21 protein-coding genes are annotated in these 21,934 nt (G+C 54.5%); 5 read left to right on the top strand and 16 right to left on the bottom strand.

Going from position 1 to position 21,934, the window contains the following annotated elements; translation table 11 throughout:
• Positions 1–15: 15 nt before the first annotated feature.
• From ACTU44_RS04360 to ACTU44_RS04345, 4 genes are all read right to left on the bottom strand, one after another.
• Positions 16–897, bottom strand: a complete 882-nt coding sequence (locus ACTU44_RS04360; protein WP_114096778.1) for a DMT family transporter — start codon at positions 895–897, stop codon at positions 16–18.
• Positions 898–983: 86 nt separating this feature from the next.
• Positions 984–1,949 carry a prephenate/arogenate dehydrogenase family protein gene (locus ACTU44_RS04355; RefSeq protein ID WP_114096777.1) on the bottom strand — a complete coding sequence of 322 codons (966 nt, stop codon included), beginning with the start codon at positions 1,947–1,949 and terminating at the stop codon, positions 984–986.
• A 1-nt stretch (position 1,950) separates the two neighbouring features.
• A complete protein-coding gene (gene hisC / locus ACTU44_RS04350) occupies positions 1,951–3,048 on the bottom strand; it encodes a histidinol-phosphate transaminase (RefSeq protein WP_114096776.1) in 1,098 nt (365 codons plus the stop codon).
• A 53-nt stretch (positions 3,049–3,101) separates the two neighbouring features.
• Positions 3,102–3,995: a chorismate mutase gene (locus ACTU44_RS04345; protein ID WP_114096775.1), complete on the bottom strand. Its 894-nt coding sequence runs from the start codon at positions 3,993–3,995 to the stop codon at positions 3,102–3,104.
• 185 nt (positions 3,996–4,180) lie between these two features.
• Between ACTU44_RS04345 and metX the strand changes: the two genes are divergently transcribed.
• From metX to ACTU44_RS04325, 4 genes are all read left to right on the top strand, one after another.
• A complete protein-coding gene (metX, locus tag ACTU44_RS04340) occupies positions 4,181–5,341 on the top strand; it encodes a homoserine O-acetyltransferase MetX (RefSeq protein WP_114096774.1) in 1,161 nt (386 codons plus the stop codon).
• A gap of 2 nt (positions 5,342–5,343) precedes the next feature.
• Positions 5,344–5,991, top strand: coding sequence for a methionine biosynthesis protein MetW (gene metW / locus ACTU44_RS04335; RefSeq protein WP_114096773.1), 648 nt, complete (start codon positions 5,344–5,346; stop codon positions 5,989–5,991).
• Between the two features lie 121 nt (positions 5,992–6,112).
• Complete coding sequence (locus ACTU44_RS04330) at positions 6,113–6,955, top strand: hypothetical protein (protein WP_462096768.1); 843 nt, start codon at positions 6,113–6,115, stop codon at positions 6,953–6,955.
• Positions 6,956–6,972: 17 nt separating this feature from the next.
• Entirely contained in the window at positions 6,973–7,260 is a 288-nt protein-coding gene (locus tag ACTU44_RS04325; protein WP_462096767.1) for a hypothetical protein, read from the top strand.
• 27 nt (positions 7,261–7,287) lie between these two features.
• Here the strand turns inward: ACTU44_RS04325 and moaE are convergent, their stop codons facing one another.
• From moaE to ACTU44_RS04290, 7 genes are all read right to left on the bottom strand, one after another.
• Complete coding sequence (gene moaE, locus ACTU44_RS04320) at positions 7,288–7,743, bottom strand: molybdopterin synthase catalytic subunit MoaE (protein ID WP_336080070.1); 456 nt, start codon at positions 7,741–7,743, stop codon at positions 7,288–7,290.
• A 24-nt stretch (positions 7,744–7,767) separates the two neighbouring features.
• On the bottom strand, positions 7,768–8,319 hold the full coding sequence (pgsA, locus tag ACTU44_RS04315) for a CDP-diacylglycerol--glycerol-3-phosphate 3-phosphatidyltransferase (RefSeq protein WP_114096771.1): 552 nt from the start codon (positions 8,317–8,319) through the stop codon (positions 7,768–7,770).
• A gap of 152 nt (positions 8,320–8,471) precedes the next feature.
• Positions 8,472–9,722: a uracil-xanthine permease family protein gene (locus ACTU44_RS04310; protein ID WP_336080069.1), complete on the bottom strand. Its 1,251-nt coding sequence runs from the start codon at positions 9,720–9,722 to the stop codon at positions 8,472–8,474.
• Positions 9,723–9,877: 155 nt separating this feature from the next.
• Positions 9,878–11,815 carry an excinuclease ABC subunit UvrC gene (uvrC, locus tag ACTU44_RS04305; protein ID WP_443082632.1) on the bottom strand — a complete coding sequence of 646 codons (1,938 nt, stop codon included), beginning with the start codon at positions 11,813–11,815 and terminating at the stop codon, positions 9,878–9,880.
• A gap of 439 nt (positions 11,816–12,254) precedes the next feature.
• The gene (folB, locus tag ACTU44_RS04300; RefSeq protein WP_114096768.1) at positions 12,255–12,695 is read right to left on the bottom strand and encodes a dihydroneopterin aldolase; all 441 of its coding nucleotides are present in this window, start codon (positions 12,693–12,695) and stop codon (positions 12,255–12,257) included.
• Positions 12,696–12,783: 88 nt separating this feature from the next.
• Positions 12,784–13,554, bottom strand: coding sequence for an SDR family oxidoreductase (locus ACTU44_RS04295; RefSeq protein WP_462096766.1), 771 nt, complete (start codon positions 13,552–13,554; stop codon positions 12,784–12,786).
• 49 nt (positions 13,555–13,603) lie between these two features.
• Positions 13,604–14,566: a calcium/sodium antiporter gene (locus ACTU44_RS04290; RefSeq protein ID WP_114096767.1), complete on the bottom strand. Its 963-nt coding sequence runs from the start codon at positions 14,564–14,566 to the stop codon at positions 13,604–13,606.
• 298 nt (positions 14,567–14,864) lie between these two features.
• Between ACTU44_RS04290 and ACTU44_RS04285 the strand changes: the two genes are divergently transcribed.
• Positions 14,865–16,814 carry a cation:proton antiporter domain-containing protein gene (locus tag ACTU44_RS04285; RefSeq protein WP_462096765.1) on the top strand — a complete coding sequence of 650 codons (1,950 nt, stop codon included), beginning with the start codon at positions 14,865–14,867 and terminating at the stop codon, positions 16,812–16,814.
• A gap of 81 nt (positions 16,815–16,895) precedes the next feature.
• Here ACTU44_RS04285 and phoB read toward each other — a convergent pair whose 3' ends face one another.
• The 5 genes from phoB to pstC are packed head-to-tail and all read right to left on the bottom strand — an operon-like array spanning position 16,896 to position 21,886.
• Positions 16,896–17,594 (bottom strand): phosphate regulon transcriptional regulator PhoB, encoded by a 699-nt coding sequence (phoB, locus tag ACTU44_RS04280; protein WP_101245355.1) that lies wholly within the window; start codon positions 17,592–17,594, stop codon positions 16,896–16,898.
• A gap of 17 nt (positions 17,595–17,611) precedes the next feature.
• Positions 17,612–18,334, bottom strand: coding sequence for a phosphate signaling complex protein PhoU (gene phoU, locus ACTU44_RS04275; protein WP_114096766.1), 723 nt, complete (start codon positions 18,332–18,334; stop codon positions 17,612–17,614).
• 25 nt (positions 18,335–18,359) lie between these two features.
• On the bottom strand, positions 18,360–19,163 hold the full coding sequence (pstB, locus tag ACTU44_RS04270) for a phosphate ABC transporter ATP-binding protein PstB (RefSeq protein ID WP_114096765.1): 804 nt from the start codon (positions 19,161–19,163) through the stop codon (positions 18,360–18,362).
• Position 19,164: 1 nt separating this feature from the next.
• The gene (gene pstA, locus ACTU44_RS04265) at positions 19,165–20,454 is read right to left on the bottom strand and encodes a phosphate ABC transporter permease PstA (protein WP_336080066.1); all 1,290 of its coding nucleotides are present in this window, start codon (positions 20,452–20,454) and stop codon (positions 19,165–19,167) included.
• A gap of 52 nt (positions 20,455–20,506) precedes the next feature.
• On the bottom strand, positions 20,507–21,886 hold the full coding sequence (gene pstC, locus ACTU44_RS04260; RefSeq protein WP_114096763.1) for a phosphate ABC transporter permease subunit PstC: 1,380 nt from the start codon (positions 21,884–21,886) through the stop codon (positions 20,507–20,509).
• Positions 21,887–21,934: the final 48 nt, after the last annotated feature.

The raw sequence follows: 21,934 nt of genomic DNA, 5'->3' as shown, positions 1-21,934 counted from the left end.
TCGGGCTACGTGAAACTAGCGCTTCATGATCACCAATGCCACCCCAAGTGCCGCAATTCCAAACCCGGTAAAGCCAAGCATGCCAAGATGCTCGTCAAACAGAACCCAGGCAAAGAAAGCAGCGGTTGGCGGCACCAGATAAAACATGCTGGCAACCCGGGTTGCTTCGCCCTGCTTGATCAGAACCATCAGCAACATGATCGCACCAATCGACAGAACAAGCACAAGCCATGCCATCGCCAGAATGAAATTCATGCTCCATTCAACGGTCAGATCATCCTTGAACAGGGCAACAACACCAACGAACGAGGCGGCAGCCATATACTGGATGACAGTGCCACTCATCAAATCCATGCCGGTGCAGAAACGCTTCTGATAAAGCGTCCCCGCCGTCATCCCGAACAGGGCCAGAACGGCAAGACCGATGCCCAGTGGCGTAATGCCGATCCCGTCGCCGATCTTGGGCAACAGAACAAGTGCAACACCGATCAGACCAAGAACAAGACCGCCCCACTGGCGCGCTGAAACCCGTTCGCCCAGAAGACTGCCGACAACCGATGCGGTTACAACCGGCTGCAGCCCGACAATCAGGGCCGCAAGGCCGGATGGTAAACCGGTATCAATTGCCCAGAACACACCACCAAGATAAATGCCGTGCACCAGCATGCCCGCGGTTGCAATGTGGGATGCCTCGCGCAGCGATTTTGGCCATTTGGCCTTCATCAGCATGACAACCGGCACCATCAGCACAATGACAATGGCAAATCGGACGAAAAGGAAAACAAACGGGTCAGCGTAAGGAAGGCCGAATTTCGCACCGACGAATCCCGTGCTCCAGAGAAACACAAAGACAAACGGCATGATCCGGCCGAACGCCGGATGATTGGTGGCAGACATGACTATCCCCTTTAACCGGCAGGCGGTGCTATTTGGGGCGCATCACCAACCGAATGACAGTCTGCGGGCCGCGGACCGTCGGTATCTTATTCTGTGGTCTTTTTCTTGCCCTTCTCATCGCTTTGGCGGCTTTCGCCCTCGGCAGAGAAGTTGGTGAAATACTGACCGGCATCAACGATCCCGCGGCGAATTTCGCGCGTCCGGGTAAACAGATCAAACAGCTTCTCGCCTTCGCCCCAGCGAATGGCGCGTTGCAACGCCATCAGGTCTTCCTGAAAACGGCCAAGCACTTCAAGAACGGCTTCACGGTTGTTCAGAAACACGTCACGCCACATGGTCGGATCGGATGCCGCAATACGGGTGAAGTCACGGAAACCGGTTGCCGAAAACTTGATGACTTCCTGACGCAGGGCATCTTCAAGATCGGTCGCAGTCCCGACAATGGTATAGGCAATCAGGTGCGGCAAATGTGACGTAATGCCAAGAATGCGGTCATGATGGTCTGCATCCATGCATTCGACATACATGCCACATGCTTCCCAAAGGGCTTTGACCTTTTCTTTGGCAGCGTCACTTTCTCCCGGGATCGGGGTCAGGATGCACCAGCGTTCTTCGAACAGCTCCGGAAAACCCGAGTCCGGACCGGAATGCTCGGTCCCTGCAAGGGGATGTCCCGGAACGAAATGGACACCCTCGTCAAGATGCGGAGCGATGTCACGAATGACTGATTGCTTGACGGATCCGACATCAGAAACAATCGCGCCCTTTTTCAATGCACCGGTAAGCTGTGCGCCAATGGTCTCGTTTGCACCAACCGGCGCACAGATCATCACCAGATCCGCATCACCAACCGCGTCCTTGATGTCGCAATAGGCCTCGTCGGCAATGCCAAGTTCAAGAACCCGGTCGCGGGTCGCCTCAGAGCGGACCGCACAGGTAATCTTGTTGGCAAGGCCGTCACGCTTGATGCGACGGGCCATGGACGAACCGATAAGGCCCATGCCGATAAAAGCGACAGTTTCAAACAACGGTTGGGATGCAGTTTTGGTCATTTTACTGGTTCACAAAGTCTTTGATGGTCTGAAGGCAGATTTCCATTTCTTCCTTCGTGCCAATGGAGACACGAAGCATCTGCGACAAACCATAGGCACCGATTTTGCGCGGGATCACGCCACGGGCCATCATGAAATCATTTGCGGCATCGGCATCCTTGCCTTCAACCGTCGGGAATTCGATCATCACGAAGTTGCCGTAGCTCGGATGGGCCTTAAGACCGCTGATCGCATTGATTTCATCACGGAACCACGCAAGCGTTTCCGCGTTGTGACGGACGCACTCATTAACGAAATCATCGTCCTCAAGCGCCGCGACACCGGCTTCCTGGGTCGGAAGCGGTACGTTGAACGGGTTGCGCAAACGCTGAAGGACATCGGCGATTGCCGGCGGTGCATAGCACCAGCCAAGGCGAATGCCACCAAGACCATAAATCTTGGAGAATGTCCGGGTCATGACGGTGTTATTGCCAGCTTTTACAAGCTCTTCACCCGCGCTGTAATCTTCCTGACCGGTCATGAATTCGGCATAGGCCGCATCAACCACCAGAACGATGTCTTCGCGAAGACCGTCACGCAGACGCTTCATCTCGGCATCGGTGATATAGGTTCCGGTCGGGTTGTTCGGGTTGGCAACAAACACGATCTTGGTCTTGTCGGTTACCGCTGCCAGCAAGGCATCAACATCGGTGGTCATGTTGGTTTCCGGTGCCGTTACCGGCGTTGCGCCAACACCCATGGCGGCAATCGGATACATCAGGAAACCGTGCTGCGAATACAATACTTCATCACCCGGACCGGCATAGGCACGGATCAGAAGGGTCAGCAATTCATCAGAACCCGCACCACAGACGAGCTGGTCAAACTCAAGACCGTATTTCTCTGCCAGCTTATGACGCAGCAGATCACAGCCACCATCCGGATAGCGATGCAGACGGCTTGCCGTGTTGCGCAGGGCTTCCATTGCTTTGGGGCTTGGGCCAAGGGCACCTTCGTTAGACGACAGCTTGATCACGCGCTGATCACTGTCAGCACTGGATTTGCCGCCCTTGTAAGGCGCAATATCAAGAATACCGGGGCGTGGGGTGGGCGCAGACATAACGTTTATTCTCCCAGAGGAAGCAGCAGCCATGATCGGCCTGCCAAAAATTGTTAACTCAGTGCGTCTTCTGATATCGGCACCGCATAGGCGCCAACCACATGCAGACTTTCGGGTGCAAGTCCCCGTTCATCCAGTGTGGTCTGAAACGCATCAGCGCGATTACAAAAGAATCCCGGCACATCAACAAGAACAAAACGCCGATCTGCAATCGTATCGTCAGAAAAGCCAAGGATTGTCGCCCCGTCGATGCCATCCGCAATTTTTTTGCGCACTGTATCCATCGAGATTTCCTTGGACAGGCTGACCACGAACAGAGTCCGGTCATCACCGCTGTCCTCAAGATCGATTGCCGCCAGAACAAAGCCCTCGGTCTGTTCGCCACGCCCGACAGGACGTCCGCCAAAGGGCAGTTTCGAAACAACCTTGACGGCGGTTTCGTCCGTCAGAAGCGTCCACCATGGCATCGGCTCGCCAAATTCGGGCTTCGGGAACACACCGACAGCTGCCCGTCCGTCTTCAAGCGCACCAAATGCTTCGCGCGGGGTGTCATATTCAATGATCTCGTTCAGGCAACCGAAATTCAGACGTGCAAGTTCCCAGCAATCCTGTCCATCTGCATTGCGACACAGGGCCACCGTATAAGGCGCTTCAAGACGCGTACCCGCAGCAATCATTTCACGCCATATCTGTATCAGTGCCGTTTTGGGAAACGCACCATCGTGACGATCAACCAGCGTACGCATGATCCGGGCTTCACGGGCCGGACGATAAGGCACTTTGACTTTGCCACCGGCAGCAATCACCCGATCCTTATAGGCCCCGACAGCCTGGACAACTTTGGTGCGCCGAATGATCAGGGATTGCAGGGCCTGATCGATCTCGTCGATCTCGCCACGCAACCCGTCAAGGTCAAGATTTGCCAAATTTTCGTCGTTACACGCCATGATTCACTCTTTTGTAAAACGGCGCACAGTATTAGGACAGGGCCGCAGAAATGCAAAGAAAAGATTGACTAAACCGGGCCCGCTTCATAGCTAGAACAGGCGAATTTTCCGCAAACCGGGCAACAAATGCAAAAACACCAACCCGATTATGCGAAAAATCATGATTTAAAGGGAAACCAACGTCCATGAGCACCGCCGCCAACAAAGACAAGCGCCCGCCGCTTCCCGGCCACCACATGGTTCTGGGCGAGACGGACAAGCTGCGCCTTGATAGCGGCATTGAATTTGGTCCCTTTACACTGGCCTATCAAACCTATGGCGCATTGAATGCCGACAAATCGAACGCGATTCTGGTCTGCCATGCCCTGACGGGTGACCAGTATGTTGCCGATGACGTCCACCCGATCACGGGCAAGGAAGGCTGGTGGCGCGAGATTGTCGGCCCCGGCAAGATCATCGACACAGACAAGTATTTCGTCATCTGCAGCAACGTCATTGGCGGTTGCCTTGGCAGTACCGGCCCCAAGGACATCAATCCGGAAACCGGCAAACCCTGGGGGCTTGATTTCCCGGTGATTACGATTGCCGATATGGTGCGTGCCCAGACCATGCTGATTGATGCGCTTGGCATCGACACGCTGTTTGCTGTGATTGGCGGGTCGATGGGCGGCATGCAGGTTCTGGAATGGTGCAAAAGCTATCCGGAGCGCGTTTTTGCCGCAGCGCCGATTGCCACATCGTTCCGCCATTCGGCACAGAATATCGCCTTCCACGAAGTCGGGCGTCAGGCTGTCATGGCCGATCCGGACTGGTGCGGGGGCAATTACCTGCTGGAAGGCAAGAAACCGGCGCGTGGTTTGGCAGTTGCGCGCATGACAGCACATATCACCTATCTGTCCCAACCTGCCCTGCATCGCAAATTTGGTCGCAAGCTTCAAAATCGCGGTGCGATAACCTATAGCTTTGATCATGATTTTCAGGTCGAAAGCTATTTGCGTCATCAGGGCAAAAGCTTTGTCGACCGGTTTGATGCCAACAGCTATCTCTATATCACGCGTGCGATGGACTATTTCGACCTGTCAATTGAACATGACGGACGATTGGCTGATGCTTTTACCGGCTGCAAGACGCGCTTTTGTATCATCTCGTTCTCAAGCGACTGGTGCTTTACCACCGCCGAAAGCAGAACCCTTGCCCATGCATTGAATGCGGCATCCTGTAATGTCAGTTGTGTCGAAATTGAAAGCGACAAGGGTCATGACGCCTTCCTGCTTGATGAACCCGATTTCCACATGGTTCTTGCCGGCTTCATCGAAGGTGCCGCCGAAAGCCGGGGGCTGAAATAATCATGAACCACACCGTATCAAACGCCAACGCTGCCACAACGCATAACGATCGCATTCGCGTTGACCTGCAATTGATTGCCGACATGGTTGAACCGGGAACCCGCGTTCTTGATATCGGGTGCAGCGATGGTGAACTGCTTGGCTATCTGACCCGGACAAAGAATGTCGATGGTCGCGGGTTGGAAATTTCAAACGAGGGCGTGCGCAATTGCGTTGCCCAGGGACTTCCCGTGATGCAGGGCGATGCCGACCGTGATCTTGGCGATTATCCGGACGGGGCATTTGACTATGCTATCCTCAGCCAGACATTGCAGGCGACCCATCGCCCCAAAGAAGTCCTGTCCGAACTTCTGCGCATCGGCAACAAGGCAATTGTGTCTTTCCCGAATTTCGGCCACTGGCGGGCACGGTTTGATCTGATGTTCCGTGGAAGAATGCCGCAGAACCCGAACCTTCCGATCATGTGGTATGAAACACCCAACATCCATTTTTGCACCGTGCGCGACTTTGTCGCCCTGTGTGCGGAAATGAATCTGAAGATCGAAAGATCGATGGTTCTCAATGAGAGCGGATCACGCGTTTCAATGGACAGCCATTCGGGCTTTGCCAATTTCTTTGGCAATCAGGCCCTGTTCATGCTGAGCAAGTGATGCTTGCCCGGTAGCCACGCCAATCAACGCCGTGACGCAGGTTGCGGCGTTTTCTTTTGCCATCACAATCGCCGCCCATCCCCGTCTGATGATGATCACGCTTCATCAATGGGGACAGAAGATGTTTTGCACATTCAAACGCGTCATTCGGAACGGTGCCCTTATCACCGTGATCGGCCTGCTTGCCGCCTGCAGCCAAAAGGCCGAAACACTGAAACTTTCGGTCACTCAATTTGGAACTGCGACCGAAGCCGCCTTTGAGGAATATGATGCGGCCTATAGCACGCAGTTTGCAGCCTTCCCGAAATCCGAAAACGCACAGCGCAGCGAATTCGTGAGCAATATGGCGGCCTTCACCGGGCAAGTCACGCCAGCCAATATCGATACGCTGCTTGACCCTGATGCAGTGAAAATCTCCCCGACCATTCAGGATGAATGGAACGCAACGCTTCGCCAACTGCGATCCCAGTATCAGCAATTCGTCGCCATTTTCGATAATATCGAGGCCGGTTCAGCGCTTGGTGCATCGGCCGTTACCCAATCAGGTCCCATACTGGAAAAGCTGCGCGCGCAACTGGCAACCATCACCGGCGATTTCGCCCGTAATCCGCCGAAATTCCTGACACGACGCAGTACCCTGATTGCCGAACTTAATACAATCCGCAAGGACGACGTGAACGAGCCCGAGGCACAAAACCTGTATTACCAGATTTGGTGGCAGAAATGGCGCGACCTGATCGCAGCCGAGAAAATCATGCAAACAGAAACCCTGCGCGAGTTTCTGACCGCCACCAAACTTGGCAACAGTTTGCAAGTCCAGATCGACAATTACGCAAAGCTTGACGTCGCAGCCCTTCTTGGTGCTGTCGAACAGGGCATCACCCTTGCCGATCATATTCACAAGTTAAGCCCGCAAGAACTGATCGCCGAGGGCACGGGTCTTGTCGAAACCGCAACACAGTGAAACCGGGGGAACAACAAATGACAGATAATATCAGCACACTGATCACCACAGCCGAGCAGGCCTGTCAGCAGGCACTGATCACCTATCAATCAGCAAGCATAGATCAGAAGGTCGCGACCAAGCCAAAGCTTGATCAGGCAGCCGAACTGATCGTGACGCTGCAAGCCAAGCAGTTGCAGGGTGCAATTGTCGTGAGTGATCAGGATGTCGCAGACATGCAGGAGCTTCGCGAGAAGGTCAATGATGCCGCAACGCTTCAAACGGCACTCTCGTCATTGGTGTCGCTGCTGTTGAAATTTGTCTAGGCATTCAGCGCAAACAGGTACGAAAGATCAGTTCCACCGATCCGCATCGGCATCGTCAGATGCCTTGGCCTCAACCCATTTATCATCGCCGTCCGGCGTTTCTTCACGCTTCCAGAACGGCGCACGGGTTTTCAGAAAATCCATGATGAAGTCACAGGCTTCAAACGCCGCCCGACGATGCGCCGATAAAACAATCACCAGCACAATGCGTTCACCGGGCATCATTTTTCCGAACCGGTGGACAATGCGAATACCATCAAGCGGCCAGCGACGGGCGGCCTCGTCGGCGATCTTTTCAAGTTCGCGCTCGGTCATGCCCGGATAGTGATCCAGCGTCAGGCTTGATACCTGATCCCCGCCATGAATATCGCGCACCAGACCAACAAAGCTGACAGCAGCCCCGATATCGGTCCGGCCATCCGTCAGCGCAGAAAGTTCCGCGCCCGGATCGAAATCATGTTGTTGAACAGACACGCGTGACATGGCCATGGCCCTGATTTGCGAAGATTAATCGAGATGCTTGAGCCCGGTACGCAGATAGATATAGCCGGTCTGAACCGTCACAATCCCGGCGATCCACAGCAGCACATCACCAATCATGATCGACGGGATCATGTCAGGCGATGCATCCCCGACCAGAAGGAAACCGATCGCCAGAATCTGGGCGGTTGTTTTCCATTTCGCAAGCACCGTGACCGGAAGCGGCACTTTGAGTTCGGCCAGATGTTCGCGCAAACCCGAGACCATGATCTCGCGGCACATGATCACAACAGCTGGCAAAACAGCCAGACCGGCAATCCGTTCGAACGACACCATCATCATCAGGGCTGCGGCAACCAGAAGCTTGTCGGCAATCGGATCAAGAAAACGACCGAGAGGCGAAACCACATTCATGCTGCGCGCAAGATAACCGTCAAAGAAGTCCGTCACACCGGCAAAGGCAAACAGCACAAAGCCGATCCAGTTCCCGACCGGGCCGTCGATGTAAAAAGATGCCACCAATGCCGGGATCACAATGATGCGCGACAAAGTCAGCAGATTGGGAATCTGGGTTTTCATGGACGGGCCTGTTTGCGGGTATATGGTCGACAATTTCCACTAAGGGGTCTGTTTCAACCCCAAAGCCGCGCAATTATTAAAGCCTTGGGTCCGGAACGACAAGGGCCGTGTTCAATTGCCATAAAACTGAGACACGGCCCCTGGTCGATCACCTAGTCGGTGATCGCATCTTTGTTTTCACGTCCGATGCTCAGGACCTGATACAGAATGATCGCCGCCAATGTTGCCGTTCCAATCCCGCCAATGGCAAACCCGCCAAAGGTCACCGTAAAGTCGCCACCACCGAAAATCAGGGTAATGCCAACCGTAAAGAGATTGCGCGGATCAGAAAAATCAACCTGGTTATCGACCCAGAGACGCACCATTGCCGCAGCAATCAATCCGAAGACCGCAACACCGAGCCCCCCCAGGACCGGTCCCGGAATAGTGTGCAAAAGGGCCCCGAATTTGGGTGAGAAACCAAGCAGAATGGCGATTGCCGCGGCAATGACAAAAATCAGGGTCGAGAAAACACGCGTGACAGCCATAACCCCCATATTTTCAACATAGGTGGTCACACCTGTTCCACCGCCCGACCCGGCCAGCATGGTTGCCAGACCATCGCCAACAAAACCGCGACCGATATAACGATCCATATTCTGTTTGGTCATGCCCCCGATTGCCTTGATATGACCAAGGTTTTCCGCAACCAGAATGAAGGCCACCGGCGCAATCATGACCATGGCCGAACTTTCAAAACGCGGCGCAACAAAATCTGGCATGCCAAACCACGGGGCCTGTGACAGTTCGCTGAAATCGACTGCTGGCATCAGTCCGAGGCCATTCCCCAGAACCAGAACAAGCCCGTATCCGGCCAAAATACCGACCAGAATCGAAATGCGGCGCAAGGCAATCGGTGCATAGACCGAAACAAGCGCCACGGACAACAGGGTCAGAAGTGCGACCAGCATATGCATATTGTCGCCCGTGATGCCTTTAATCCCGACCGGTGCAAGGTTAAGGCCGATGGCCGCCCCGACTGCCCCTGTGACCGCAGGTGGCATCAGTCTTTCAACCCAGCCTGTTCCGGTTGCCATGACGATCAGGCCGATGACAACATAAAGCGCACCGGCTGCAATGATCCCGCCCAAAGCCCCGCCAATATCAGGGTTGGGCCCGGTTCCGGCATAGCCGGTCGCAGCAATTACCACTGCGATAAAAGCAAAGGACGAACCCAGATAACTCGGCACACGACCCGCAGTGCAGATAAAGAAAATCAGGGTTCCGATACCGGAAAACAGGATCGCCAGATTTGGATCAAACCCCATCAGAAGCGGACCGAGAATTGTCGCACCCGACATGGCAACAAGGTGCTGCAAGCCCATCGGGAACATCGCCCCCCACGGCAGGCGTTCATCAGGCATGACTGTAGAAGACCGGGTCAAAGACCAGGAAGGAAAGTATCGCATCTGTTTCCTTAATCTGAGATCGTTAATCGCACGAAGCGTGCTGTCGATGTGGCAATATGCACGCGGTATTACCCGGCTGCTGCCAAAAAGCAATATCTCCGCAGCAGGTTTTATTTATTTTCGTGGAAATGATCGTAAATCTTTCGCGCCAAAGCCGCACTGATGCCTTCGACCGCTTCCAGATCCGAAAGCCCGGCATCGGCAACACCGCGCGCTGATCCGAAATGATGCAACAGTGCCTTCTTGCGCGCACCCCCGACGCCCGGCACAGAATCCAGAACGCTTTTGCCAATCTGCTTGGCGCGCTTGGCGCGATGGGTGCCAATCGCCCAGCGATGCGCCTCGTCGCGCAGGCGCTGAATGAAATAAAGCACCGGGTCTTTCATATCGAGACGTACGGGGGCCTTGCCCGGAATATGCAGGACTTCCTTGCCGGCATTGCGATCAACGCCCTTGGCAACACCGACCAGCATGACATCTTCGATGCCAAGGTCTTCAAGCACCTCGCGTGCGACACCAAGCTGCCCAATCCCCCCGTCAATCAGGCACAAGTCCGGCCAGGTGCCGTTTTCGCGATCCGGGTCCTCTTTCTGGGCACGGGCAAAGCGTCGGGTCAGAACTTCGCGCATCATGGCAAAGTCATCGCCCGGTGCGATATCGCCCTTGATGTTGAATTTGCGATAGGCGTTTTTCATAAACCCTTCGGGTCCGGCGACAATCATGCCCCCGACCATATTGGTGCCCTGGGTGTGGGAGTTATCGTAAACCTCGATCCGCTCGGGCGTGCTTTCAAGATCAAGCTTGTCAGCAAGATCTTCAAGCAGCTTGCGCTGGGTCGCACTTTCGGCCATGCGACGACCCAAGGCGTCCTTGGCATTGGTCATGGCGTGTTCGACCAGTTTGCGCTTGCCGCCCCGCTTGGGCACAAGAAGCTCGATCTTGCGGTTGTTATTAATGCCCAGCGCATTTTCGACCAGTTCCTGCCCTTCGATTTCGTGGGACAGGAAAATCTGTTTCGGGGCCGGTTTGTCGGCATAGAACTGCCCGACAAAGGCCGACAGGATTTCCGGGATTTCGGCGGACTGTTCATGACGCGGAAAATAGGACCGGTTGCCATAGTTCGATCCCGAGCGGAAGAAGAAGACCTGCACACAGCTTTGCCCGCCTTCCTGATGCAAGGCGATGACATCTGCCTCTTCAACCCCTTCGAGATTGATGTCCTGATGGGACCGGATCTGGCTAAGCGCGCGGATACGGTCGCGATACATCGCTGCCTGCTCGAACTCCATACGTTCGGAGGCCGCCATCATGTCGGCTTCAAGCTGCTTGAGAATTTTCTGACTGCGACCGGTCAGAAAATCGCGGCAGATATCAACAAGGCCGTCATATTCCGGCTTCGAGATACGATCAACGCACGGGGCCGCGCAGCGTTTGATTTGATACAGCAAACAGGGGCGCGAGCGGTTTGAAAAAACCGCGTCCGTACAGGACCGCAAAAGAAACGCGCGCTGCAGATGGTTGATCGTATTGTTTACCGCCCAGGCCGACGCAAAGGGACCAAAACAGCTGCCATCCTTGGCACGTGCGCCACGATGTTTAACGATGCGCGGGTAATCGTGATCCTCGGTGATCAGGATATAGGGAAAGCTTTTGTCATCGCGCAAAAGGATGTTGTAGCGCGGCTTGAGCTTTTTGATCAGGTTGGATTCAAGAAGAAGGGCTTCGGCCTCGGTATGGGTGGTGATGATTTCCATCCGGACCGTCTGGGCGACCATGCGCGCAATCCGGATAGGCAATTGCATGATCCGGGTATAGGCCACCACCCGTTTCTTGAGGTTCTTGGCCTTGCCGACATAAAGGACGCGATCCTTGTCATCAAGCATCCGGTATACGCCCGGGGCACCCGGCATGGTTTTAAGCGCATATTTGATTGCATCAACGCCGCGCGCCGCCCCGCCCTGGATTTTGTCGCCATCAAGGGACAAACCGATTTCCCGTTTCGGGGTCTCGTCCCCGGTCGGGTTTTCGGAGGGAACTGGTGGCTTCATAAAGGCACTCCGCAATCACACAAATACATCCAAAGTTGTGACGGTCGTCACAATCAGGCCGGGCCTTGGAACATACCCCAAAAGATTAACATCGCAACAGCGCGACAGGGAATCGCCCCGGAAAAAAGATGTCCACCAAGACTGTGGATAACTATGTGGGTAATAGGGGGGCTACTTCCTGCACCCCTTGAGAGTCTTAACGTTCTATGAAGTGCCCAAATATTGAGCAAAACAACTAAGTTATTGATTTATTTCACTAAAATTACTGTCAACCTGAAATCATTCGGTAATAGAGTCGTAAAAATCGAATATTTTCCTTTGAATCCCGCTCCCCAGATGCTTGTGCATAAGGACAGATGCGATTCGCCCCAAGGGAATCACAGAGTCCCTTGTCCTTACCGTCTGAAAAAGTAAATTTTTTGCTGGAAATCGGCGTTAATTAGCGCGCGATATTGTGCCGTTCGATTTCGACCCCGACAGCCGCGACGTCTTCAAAAACATCGAGCTTTTCAACCCGAACGATCACCTTGCGCACCCGTGGATCAGCAAGACACATATCCGCAAGTTTTTCCCCAAGAGTTTCCACAAGGTTCACATGGCCATCCTGACAAATACGTCGGGTGCCAACCACCAGATCCTCGTAACTCAGTACGGTTGTAATATCGTCATTCTGAACGCCGTCGCCTTCAAGCACGGCCAGATCAAGATTGATCCGCACGCGTTGCGGGGCTTCCTTTTCGTGATCATAAACCCCGATCGAGGTATGGATCACCATATCGCGGACAAAGACACGGCGCAGGTTGCCTGCCCGGTCTGCATGGGGCAGATCGGCAAATGGCAATGTCGTAATCTTGGCATCCTGTTTCAGGCCTGCGGTCATATTCCGGTCTTCCTTGTGCTGCTTTCGGGCATGGAAACTGTGTCCACTCCCTGCCCGTCCGGCCGATATCGGGCATCCACACCAGATATCATTCTATTGGCTTGTCATCTTTGCCACTGGGCGCCCAATCAAGATGCTGCCCGCCGTCAAGGGCTAACATTTGCCCGGTGATGGCGGGCGCGGCAAGGAAAAATCGAACCGCATCGCAAATCTCTTGCGGGTTTGTCCCGACTTGAAGGGGGGTTTTCGCGCATTGCTGATCGAAAACTTCCTGTGTTTGCCGACGACTAGGCAATGCCGGACCCGGTCCGATGCCATTAACACGAATTTTTGGCGCAAGTGCCAGTGCAAGCGTCTGGGTCAAGGTCCAAAGCCCGGCCTTGGACAGTGTATAGGTCATGAAATGCGGGTTCAGGTTCCAGACCCGTTGATCAAGAATATTGATGATCGCGCCCTGTGCATCGTCGGGAAGACGCCTGGCAAATTCCTGCGACAGCACAAATGGCGCACGCAGGTTGGCCTCCATATGAAGGTCCCAGCTTTCACGGGTCGCACTGTGCACGTCATCATATTCAAAGGTTGATGCATTATTGATCAGGACACCAACCGAACCGAGTGACGCCTGTGCTTCACGGACAACGCGATGGGTATCTTCCTCGCGGCCAAGATCAGCAGAGATGACACAGGCACGTTGACCAAGGGCACGAATTTCATCGGCAAGGGTTTCGGCATCCTTGCGCGAGTGGTGACAATGCAGCGCCACATCATACCCGTCTTTGGCAAGATCAAGCGTCAGCGCACGCCCGATCCGTTTTGCCGCCCCCGTAATCAAAACCGTTTTGGGCATCTGTGCGCTCATGGCTGTGCTGATCCCTTTATCGTCCCGTCATATTGTTCAAACTGGTGACCTATGCCGCGACAAGCTGGAAGACATAGACCAGATAGGCAATCACAAATGCAACGCCGGTGATGCGCGAAATCTTGCGAAACGCATATGCAATCCCGATCAAACCAACCGTCACCGCCAGCATGATCCAGATATCGGAATTCAAGATTTGCTCGGGAACCGGGATTGGCGCAATCAGAGACACGCCGCCAATAATCACCAGAAGGTTCAAAAGGTTGGACCCCAGCACGTTACCAAGCGCCACATCCGAATGCCCGCGGAATGCCGCCACAACCGATGCCGCAAATTCGGGCAGAGACGTTCCGAATGCAACAAGCGTCAGGCCGATCACGGCTTCGGAAACGCCGAACTGACGCGCGACGGACACACCACCGTCGACAAGCCATTCCGCCCCGAACATCAGGGCAACAATACCGACAACCGTCGCAATGATCGGTTTGAGCCAACCAGTTGGAACCTCTCCGACTTCGTCAACTTCTTCTTCGTGCAGCTGGCTGGCATCGCTTGGCATGTTCTTGTCATGCTTGTAGGTGAAGTACCAGATCGCCACCAGAACGCAGAGCATCAAAGCCCCCGCCCAGCGATCAATGGCGCCAAACATGCAAAGACCAATAAACAGAACAGTCCCAAGCAGCATCGCCCCGCCATCGCGGACCACGGTTACCCGGCTTGCCGCCACGGGCTTGAGAACTGCCACCGCACCAAGAATGAGCAATATATTGGCAATATTGGACCCGACCACGTTGCCCATCGCAATGTCGGCCGTTCCCTTAAGCGACGCATTCAGTGACACGACAAATTCCGGTGCGGACGTTCCGGCTGCAACGATTGTCAGCCCCACAATCACTTTTGACACGCCCAGCAACAGGGCAAGACCAACCGCACCACGAACGATAAACTCACCGCCAACGGTCAGAAGGACAAGACCCGCAATGATCTGAATGTAGGGAATGAACTGTTCCAAGATACGTTTGCTCTTATTGACTGTCGTTTACATTGGCCCGGATCAGGCCCGCGGAACATGGCATTTGACATCACGAATAGCAAGTGATCTGGCCATGACAATTGTCACACAATTTACTCGCCCGGCCCGGCGCGCCCTAGAGAAAACCAGTCACTGCTGCCTTGAAGCAGATCAATCCGGTACGGGTTAATTGCCATTGAACCGGCAAATTTCCACAGGACTGTGTGTGCTATTTCAGTTATCCTGTTAATCTCGTTATTTTCAAATATTTATCTGCTTTGCCGGATTGATTCTGACCATGCATCACAGCGTCCTGTTCGAGCTGTTTCTGATCCTGACTGCGGCTGTGGTTGCCGTGCCTATTGCGCACCGCCTGCGCGCCAATTCGATCATCGGATTTCTGATTGGCGGCTTTTGTATCGGGCCGTTCGGTTTGGGTCTGATTACCGAACGCGAAGACATTTCGACCGTTGCCGAACTTGGTGTCGTGTTCCTGCTCTTCATGATCGGGCTTGAACTCTCACGCGAACGGTTGCGGGTCATTGGTGGCAGGTTTGCTGCCCTTGGCCTTTTTCAGATTCTGGTATCGATGGCAGCCATCATGGCTGTGCTGGCCCTGATTGATTTGCCGCTGGCTGCATCGCTTGTGATTGCAGGTGCGCTGGCTTTGTCCTCAACGGCAATCATCCTCAAACAGCTTTCTGATGACCGGCAATTAAATACGCGTTTTGGACGCGCAGCCCTGGCAATCCTTCTGGTACAGGATGTTGCGGTTGGTCCGTTCCTGATCATGGTTCAGGCGGCCGGTGATGCCGGAACAGAAACCAGCCCCTGGATCAGTATCCTTTCAGGCTTTGGCTCTGTCGCCTTGCTGCTGGTTGTCGGGCGGTATCTGTTGCCACGCCTCTTTCGCTATATCGCGTCTCTCAAGAACCCGGAACTGTTTGCGATTGGGACCCTGTTTGTCGTTCTCGCCGCCAGTACCCTGACCGAGCTTTCCGGGCTTTCAATGGCACTTGGTGCCTTTATCGCGGGCGTGATGCTCGCCGAAACGGAATTCCGTCATCAGATCGAAGCCGACATCGCGCCGTTTCGCGGTGTGTTCCTGTCGCTGTTTTTCATGTCGGTCGGCATGTCGGTCAATGCCAATGTCGTCTATGAGCAGTTTGGCAGCGTCATTTTGTGGCTGATCGGGCTGCTGATCATCAAGACGGCCGTTCTGTTTGTCCTGTCCCTTGCCATTCGGTTTGAACGCGGATCCGCACTTCGTGTTGCCATGAGCCTGGCGGCTGGTGGCGAGTTTGCCTTTGTGATGTTCTCTCTTGCAGCGCAAAACGGTGCGATCCCGCGTGATTTGGCGGCCATATTGATCCCGGTGGTCGCGATTTCCATGGCGCTTACCCCGACTTTGATTAACCTCGGGCACCGGATTGAAGAAAAGCTTCATCCCAAGGAAGACGACCAGCTTGGTCCGATTTCGGATGAAACAGACGGAATTCATCAACATGTTCTGGTGATTGGCAGCGGCCGTGTTGGTCGCGTTCTGGCGCGCCTTCTTAAAACCCGGAACATTCCCTTTATCGTTCTTGATAGCGACGCCCAACAGGTCTCACGGGGTCGTGCCGAGGGACTACCTGTCTTCTTTGCCGATGGATCACGCCCGGAAACATTCAGGGCAGCCCACACCGACGAGGCCCGCATAGCCGTTGTTGCCATGGGTAATCCGCATGCGACTGAAAAGACCGTTGCGCTTTTGCGGCAACATTATCCGCATCTGAAAATCTTTGCCCGTGCCCAGGACATCACCCATATCGGCCCCCTGTCACGTAGCGGTGCGGATGCGGCCATCCCGGAAGTACTTGAAACCGGCCTTCGGCTTTCGGATCACGTCTTGTCGGCCTGTGATGTACCACAGGAAGATATCGACGCCGAAATCGCCAAGTTCCGCCGTGCCGACATGCTGTTGATGAACGAACTGGCCCCACGGACCCAGCGGAAAAAGGTTCCTGAGGCCCCCGCGGCAGCAGAACCGGCATCAGTTGCGGAAACCAGCCCCAAAGCAGATGCCAGGTCGGAAAACAAACCCGAAACGGCATCACAGCCCCCGGCAAAGAAAACGGGAACGCGCAGGGTTGCCGCCAAGAAGACCCCGACGCGTAAAACACCGGTAAAGTCCGCAACGGCCAAGAAAACAACCTCGACAAGTTCAGGTCGGGTACGCAAGACAAAGCCCGAAAACGATCATTAAAGGCAAAACCCCCGCTGCCATTGGCAACGGGGGTTTTGTTTTTTCTGAAACCGGATAGATGATCTTTGCTGAGATCAGAGATCAGGCTGCGGTTTCTGAATCCAGCGCATAACCGGCGGCACGAACCGTACGAATGATATCGCGGGTGCCTTTGACATCATTGAGCGCCTTGCGCAGACGACGGATATGAACGTCAACCGTGCGGGTTTCAACATAAATATTCGGTCCCCAAACAGCATTCAAAAGCTGCTCGCGGGAGAACACACGCCCCGGATGCTCAAGGAAATAGCGCAGAAGACGGAACTCGGTCGGGCCAAGATGGATGGCCTTGCCGTTGCGGCTGACACGGTGTGCTGCGAGATCCATTTCGATATCGGAATAGACCAACTGCCCTTGTGGTTGCGCCGGACCGGACCGACGCAGCAGCGCACGAATACGGGCAAGCAACTCGCCAATTGCGAACGGCTTGGTGACATAGTCGTCAGCACCGGTATCAAGACCACGGATACGATCGCCTTCTTCGCCACGTGCGGTCACCATGATGACCGGCAAATCGCGGCTTTCGGGCTTGCGACGGATCTGGCGGCAGACTTCAATCCCCGACATCACCGGCAACATCCAGTCCAGAAGGACAAGATCGACATGCGTTTCCGCAAGGATTTTCAACGCTTCGTCACCGTCACCGGCTTCGACTACCTGCATCCCCTCACGTTCGAGGTTGTAGCGCAACATGGTTACGATTGCAGCTTCGTCCTCGACGATAAGAACCGTTGGGTCCATCTTCCTATGCTCCAGTGTCACTCATTCGGTTCGACGACAGCAAAGTTCGCTGCATCATTTTTTGGCCGGTCAATTGCCGGCAGGTCTTCGCCTTTGATCCGGTAATAGATCGTCTCGGCGATATTGGTTGCATGATCGCCAATACGTTCGATGTTCTTGGCGATGAAAAGCATGTGGGTCGATGCCGTGATGTTGCGCGGATCTTCCATCATGTAGGTCAGCAATTCGCGGAACAGCGAATTGTACATATCGTCGACTTCCTGATCGCGGGCCCAGACACGCTCGGCCTTTTCGGCATCGCCTTCGATATAGGCGTCCAGAACGTCCTTGATGATTTCCTGCGCCAGCTTGCCCATGTTCGGGATCACCTGAACCGGACGGATCGGCGGAATCTGGTTAAGAACCTGCGCGCGTTTGGCGATGTTTTTCGCCAGATCACCGATACGCTCCAGATCGTTTGACAGCTTGAGTGCGGTCACGACCTGACGCAGGTCATCTGCCATCGGCTGGCGCAAGGCCAGAAGACGCACGGCGAAATCCTGAACTTCCTGTTCGAGAATATCGATACGGTGATCCGACAGAATGACTTTTTCAGCCAGTTCGGAATCCCGTTTGACAATCGAACGGATCGCAGAGATCAGCTGACTTTCTGCAAGCCCGCCCATCTGCGAGATGATGTTGTTCAGACGGGTCAGTTCCTCGTCGAACGAACTTACGATATGTGTTTTGTCGTCAGCCATTTATGCGTGCTCCTCGTGTCGCTGCTTAACCGAAGCGACCGGTAATGTAACCCTTGGTGCGTTCGTCTTTCGGGTTGGTGAATATCTGATCTGTTTCACCAACCTCGACCAGCTTGCCAAGGTGGAAGAATGCGGTCCGCTGCGATACACGTGCAGCCTGCTGCATGGAGTGTGTCACGATCACGATGGTGTAGTTCGAACGCAGCTCGTCAATCAGCTCTTCGACCTTTGCCGTAGCAATCGGATCAAGTGCCGAGCACGGCTCATCCATCAGGATGACTTCCGGGCTGACCGCAACCGCACGCGCGATGCAAAGGCGTTGCTGCTGACCACCGGAAAGGCCGGTTGCCGGTGACTGCAGACGATCCTTGACTTCCTTGAGCAGACCCGCACGTTCAAGCGAGGTCATGACGATTTCGTCAAGTTCGTCACGCGAATTGACCAGACCATGGATACGCGGTCCATAAGCCACGTTGTCATAGATCGATTTCGGGAACGGGTTCGGCTTCTGGAACACCATCCCGATACGTGCACGCAGCTGAACAACGTCGATGCGCTTGTCATAGATGTCACGACCATCAAGGGTCACTTCACCATTGATGGTGACACCATCAATGGTGTCATTCATGCGGTTCATGCACCGCAGGAAGGTTGACTTGCCACAGCCCGACGGACCGATCAGCGCGGTGACCTGGCGTTCAACGATATCAAGATTGACGTCAAACAGGGCCTGGTTATCGCTATAGAAAAGATTAAGGTCACGTGCCGTCATTTTCGGGCTTGAGACCGACGGCTCTGCCGTCATTGCGCTCTGGGATACAGCAGCCATTTTACCACTTCCGTTCAAATTTTTTGCGCAGATACACAGCCAATCCATTCATCAGGATCAGGAAGGCCAGCAAAACCATAATCGCAGCCGAGGTTTTCTCGACAAAGGCACGTTCCGGGCTGTCTGCCCACAGATAGATCTGGACCGGCAGAACCGTCGCCGGATCAAGTGCACCACCCGGAATGTCGACGATAAACGCCACCATACCAATCATCAGAAGCGGTGCCGTTTCACCAAGTGCCTGTGCCATACCAATGATGGTACCGGTCAGGATGCCGGGCATTGCCAGCGGCAGGACATGGTGGGTAACGGTCTGAACCGGTGATGCACCAAGACCAAGGGCCGCCTGACGGATCGATGGCGGAACCGCCTTGATCGCCGCACGCGATGCAATGATGATCGTTGGCAAGGTCATCAGGGCCAGCGTCAGACCACCAACAACCGGTGCCGAACGCGGCAGATGCATGACGTTAAGATAAACCTCAAGCCCCAGCAGACCGAACACGATCGACGGAACAGCTGCAAGGTTGTTGATATTGACCTCGACAATTGTCGTGAAGCGGTTTTTCGGTGCGAATTCTTCAAGATAAACCGCTGCAAGAACCCCGATCGGGAACGACAGGGCAAGCGTGACAAGCAACGTATAGAACGAACCGACCGCAGCCCCCCAGATACCGGCAAGTTCCGGTTCACGGGAATCCCCGCTGGTAAAGAAGCGGGCATGGAACTGCTTTTCAACAGCACCGGATGAAACCAGTGTGTTGTACCAGCTGATTTCCTTGTCATTCAGGCGACGGCTGCCTTCATCAACATCGGCATCAATATAACCTTTGTTGAGCATGTCGAAATCATCGCCCGAAATCAGCCAGACCTTGCGCGTCTGACCAATCAGGTTCGGATTTGCCAGAACCCGTTCACGCAGATCATAGGATGCGCCACCCGAAACGACGTCATACAGGTCGCGCTTGTCGCGACGGCTGGTGACTTCCGGGAAGCGGTCACGCAATGCCTGTTTGATCAGACCATCGAAGTTGGCCTTGCCGATCACTGCGGGATCGCCGGTACCTTGCGGATCGATTTCAGCCGGATCGAAATGAATTTCAAGCTGAACATAGGTCTGGAAGAACGCACTATAGCCCTTCGAGCCAATAGAGAACCCCAGAACGAACAGGGCCAGAAGCGCAATACCGATTGCGCTTAGTCCATAAATCTTGAAACGGCGTTCAGCTGCGTAACGCTTTTTGATGTTCCGCGCGATCTTCGGACTATCCCAGTCAACGGGCTTGTGCATTTTATCCGAAATCACCTTTGCAGCGGCTCTGTCTTCCATGAGGGATGCCATATCAGTCATATTTCTCGCGATACTTCTGAACTACCTTAAGGGCAAATACGTTCAGGCCCAAGGTGACAAGGAAAAGAACCAGCCCCAACGCAAAGGCCGAGAGGGTTTTTGCACTGTCAAATTCCTGGTCACCGACCAGAAGCGTGACAATCTGGACAGTCACAGTGGTCACAGCCTGAAGCGGGTTCACAGTCATGTTCGCGGCAAGACCGGCTGCCATCACAACAATCATGGTTTCACCAATCGCACGCGAAACCGCCAGAAGAACCGCCCCGACAATCCCCGGCAACGCTGCCGGGAAAATGACATGACGGATGGTTTCAGATTTGGTTGCGCCCAAACCATAAGACCCGTCACGCAAGGATTGCGGCACCTGTGACATCACATCATCAGACAGCGACGATACGAACGGAATGATCATGACACCCATGACAAGGCCCGCTGCCAAGGCACTTTCCGAGCTGACATCAAGACCAAGGATCGCACCGTTATTGCGAAGGAACGGCGCAACGGTCAGGGCAGCAAAGAAGCCATAAACAACCGTCGGAACACCCGCAAGAATTTCAAGCGCCGGCTTGGCAACCGCACGGAATTTCGACGATGCATATTCGCCCATATAAATGGCAGAGAACAAACCGACCGGCACCGCAACGCACATGGCGATGATCGTGATCAGGAGTGTGCCGACAAAAAGCGGGATCGCGCCGAACGCACCGTCGGATGCAACCTGATCTGCACGGATCGCCGTTTGCGGGCTCCATTCCAGACCAAACAGGAAGTCAACCGGGTTGATCTTGCTAAAGAAGTGCAGGGCTTCGAACAGCAACGAGAAAACGATACCGACCGTCGACAGGATCGCAATCGCCGAGCAGGCAATCATCACCCAGCGGGAAATGCGTTCGACATTGTTACGTGCCCGCAAATCCGGCGAGATTTTACGATAGGAAAGCGACACCCCGATCGACGCACCGGTCAGCATAACAACAACCAGTGCCGCATTTGCAATCGACTGCAGATTTGCCAGACGATGCCCGGCATCGATGACTTCGGGTGAGACAGTCAGATGCTGGCCATTATCCGCTGCGATCAGTGAAATACTGTTCAGGGCAAGCGACAGCTGTCCGGAGTCCCCGGTAATTTCAGAAGGCAGTTCGGCAATGATCATCGCTTCGATGATCGATCCCTGGAAGATATGCCAGACAAGCAGCAGCAACAATGCAGGCAGGCCGCACCACAGGGCCACATAGGTCCCGTAATGAGCCGGAAGAGAATGAAGATTGCTGTACCGTCCGCCCGAAAGGGCCACGGCCCGCTGGCGTCCGAAATAGAAGGACAATGCACAAAGTGCAGCAACCGCGAGCAACAGGAAAGACAGGGACATTACGTTAAATCCGTTTGCCAGATGAACCTGTAGGAATCAGATGAGAGG

This window comes from Thalassospira sp. SM2505, assembly GCF_054901115.1.
The sequence above is the reverse complement of the archived record's forward strand: the minus strand, read 5'-3'. Positions and strand labels throughout refer to the sequence as shown.

Bases quoted from the DNA above. Each gene is read 5' to 3' on its own strand.
- ACTU44_RS04360 (WP_114096778.1), bottom strand. From the start codon at position 897: ATGTCTGCCACCAATCATCCGGCGTTCGGCCGGATCATGCCGTTTGTC.
- ACTU44_RS04355 (WP_114096777.1), bottom strand. From the start codon at position 1,949: ATGACCAAAACTGCATCCCAACCGTTGTTTGAAACTGTCGCTTTTATC.
- hisC (WP_114096776.1), bottom strand. From the start codon at position 3,048: ATGTCTGCGCCCACCCCACGCCCCGGTATTCTTGATATTGCGCCTTAC.
- ACTU44_RS04345 (WP_114096775.1), bottom strand. From the start codon at position 3,995: ATGGCGTGTAACGACGAAAATTTGGCAAATCTTGACCTTGACGGGTTG.
- metX (WP_114096774.1), top strand. From the start codon at position 4,181: ATGAGCACCGCCGCCAACAAAGACAAGCGCCCGCCGCTTCCCGGCCAC.
- metW (WP_114096773.1), top strand. From the start codon at position 5,344: ATGAACCACACCGTATCAAACGCCAACGCTGCCACAACGCATAACGAT.
- ACTU44_RS04330 (WP_462096768.1), top strand. From the start codon at position 6,113: ATGTTTTGCACATTCAAACGCGTCATTCGGAACGGTGCCCTTATCACC.
- ACTU44_RS04325 (WP_462096767.1), top strand. From the start codon at position 6,973: ATGACAGATAATATCAGCACACTGATCACCACAGCCGAGCAGGCCTGT.
- moaE (WP_336080070.1), bottom strand. From the start codon at position 7,743: ATGTCACGCGTGTCTGTTCAACAACATGATTTCGATCCGGGCGCGGAA.
- pgsA (WP_114096771.1), bottom strand. From the start codon at position 8,319: ATGAAAACCCAGATTCCCAATCTGCTGACTTTGTCGCGCATCATTGTG.
- ACTU44_RS04310 (WP_336080069.1), bottom strand. From the start codon at position 9,722: ATGCCTGATGAACGCCTGCCGTGGGGGGCGATGTTCCCGATGGGCTTG.
- uvrC (WP_443082632.1), bottom strand. From the start codon at position 11,815: ATGAAGCCACCAGTTCCCTCCGAAAACCCGACCGGGGACGAGACCCCG.
- folB (WP_114096768.1), bottom strand. From the start codon at position 12,695: ATGACCGCAGGCCTGAAACAGGATGCCAAGATTACGACATTGCCATTT.
- ACTU44_RS04295 (WP_462096766.1), bottom strand. From the start codon at position 13,554: ATGAGCGCACAGATGCCCAAAACGGTTTTGATTACGGGGGCGGCAAAA.
- ACTU44_RS04285 (WP_462096765.1), top strand. From the start codon at position 14,865: ATGCATCACAGCGTCCTGTTCGAGCTGTTTCTGATCCTGACTGCGGCT.
- phoB (WP_101245355.1), bottom strand. From the start codon at position 17,594: ATGGACCCAACGGTTCTTATCGTCGAGGACGAAGCTGCAATCGTAACC.
- phoU (WP_114096766.1), bottom strand. From the start codon at position 18,334: ATGGCTGACGACAAAACACATATCGTAAGTTCGTTCGACGAGGAACTG.
- pstB (WP_114096765.1), bottom strand. From the start codon at position 19,163: ATGGCTGCTGTATCCCAGAGCGCAATGACGGCAGAGCCGTCGGTCTCA.
- pstA (WP_336080066.1), bottom strand. From the start codon at position 20,454: ATGCACAAGCCCGTTGACTGGGATAGTCCGAAGATCGCGCGGAACATC.
- pstC (WP_114096763.1), bottom strand. From the start codon at position 21,886: ATGTCCCTGTCTTTCCTGTTGCTCGCGGTTGCTGCACTTTGTGCATTG.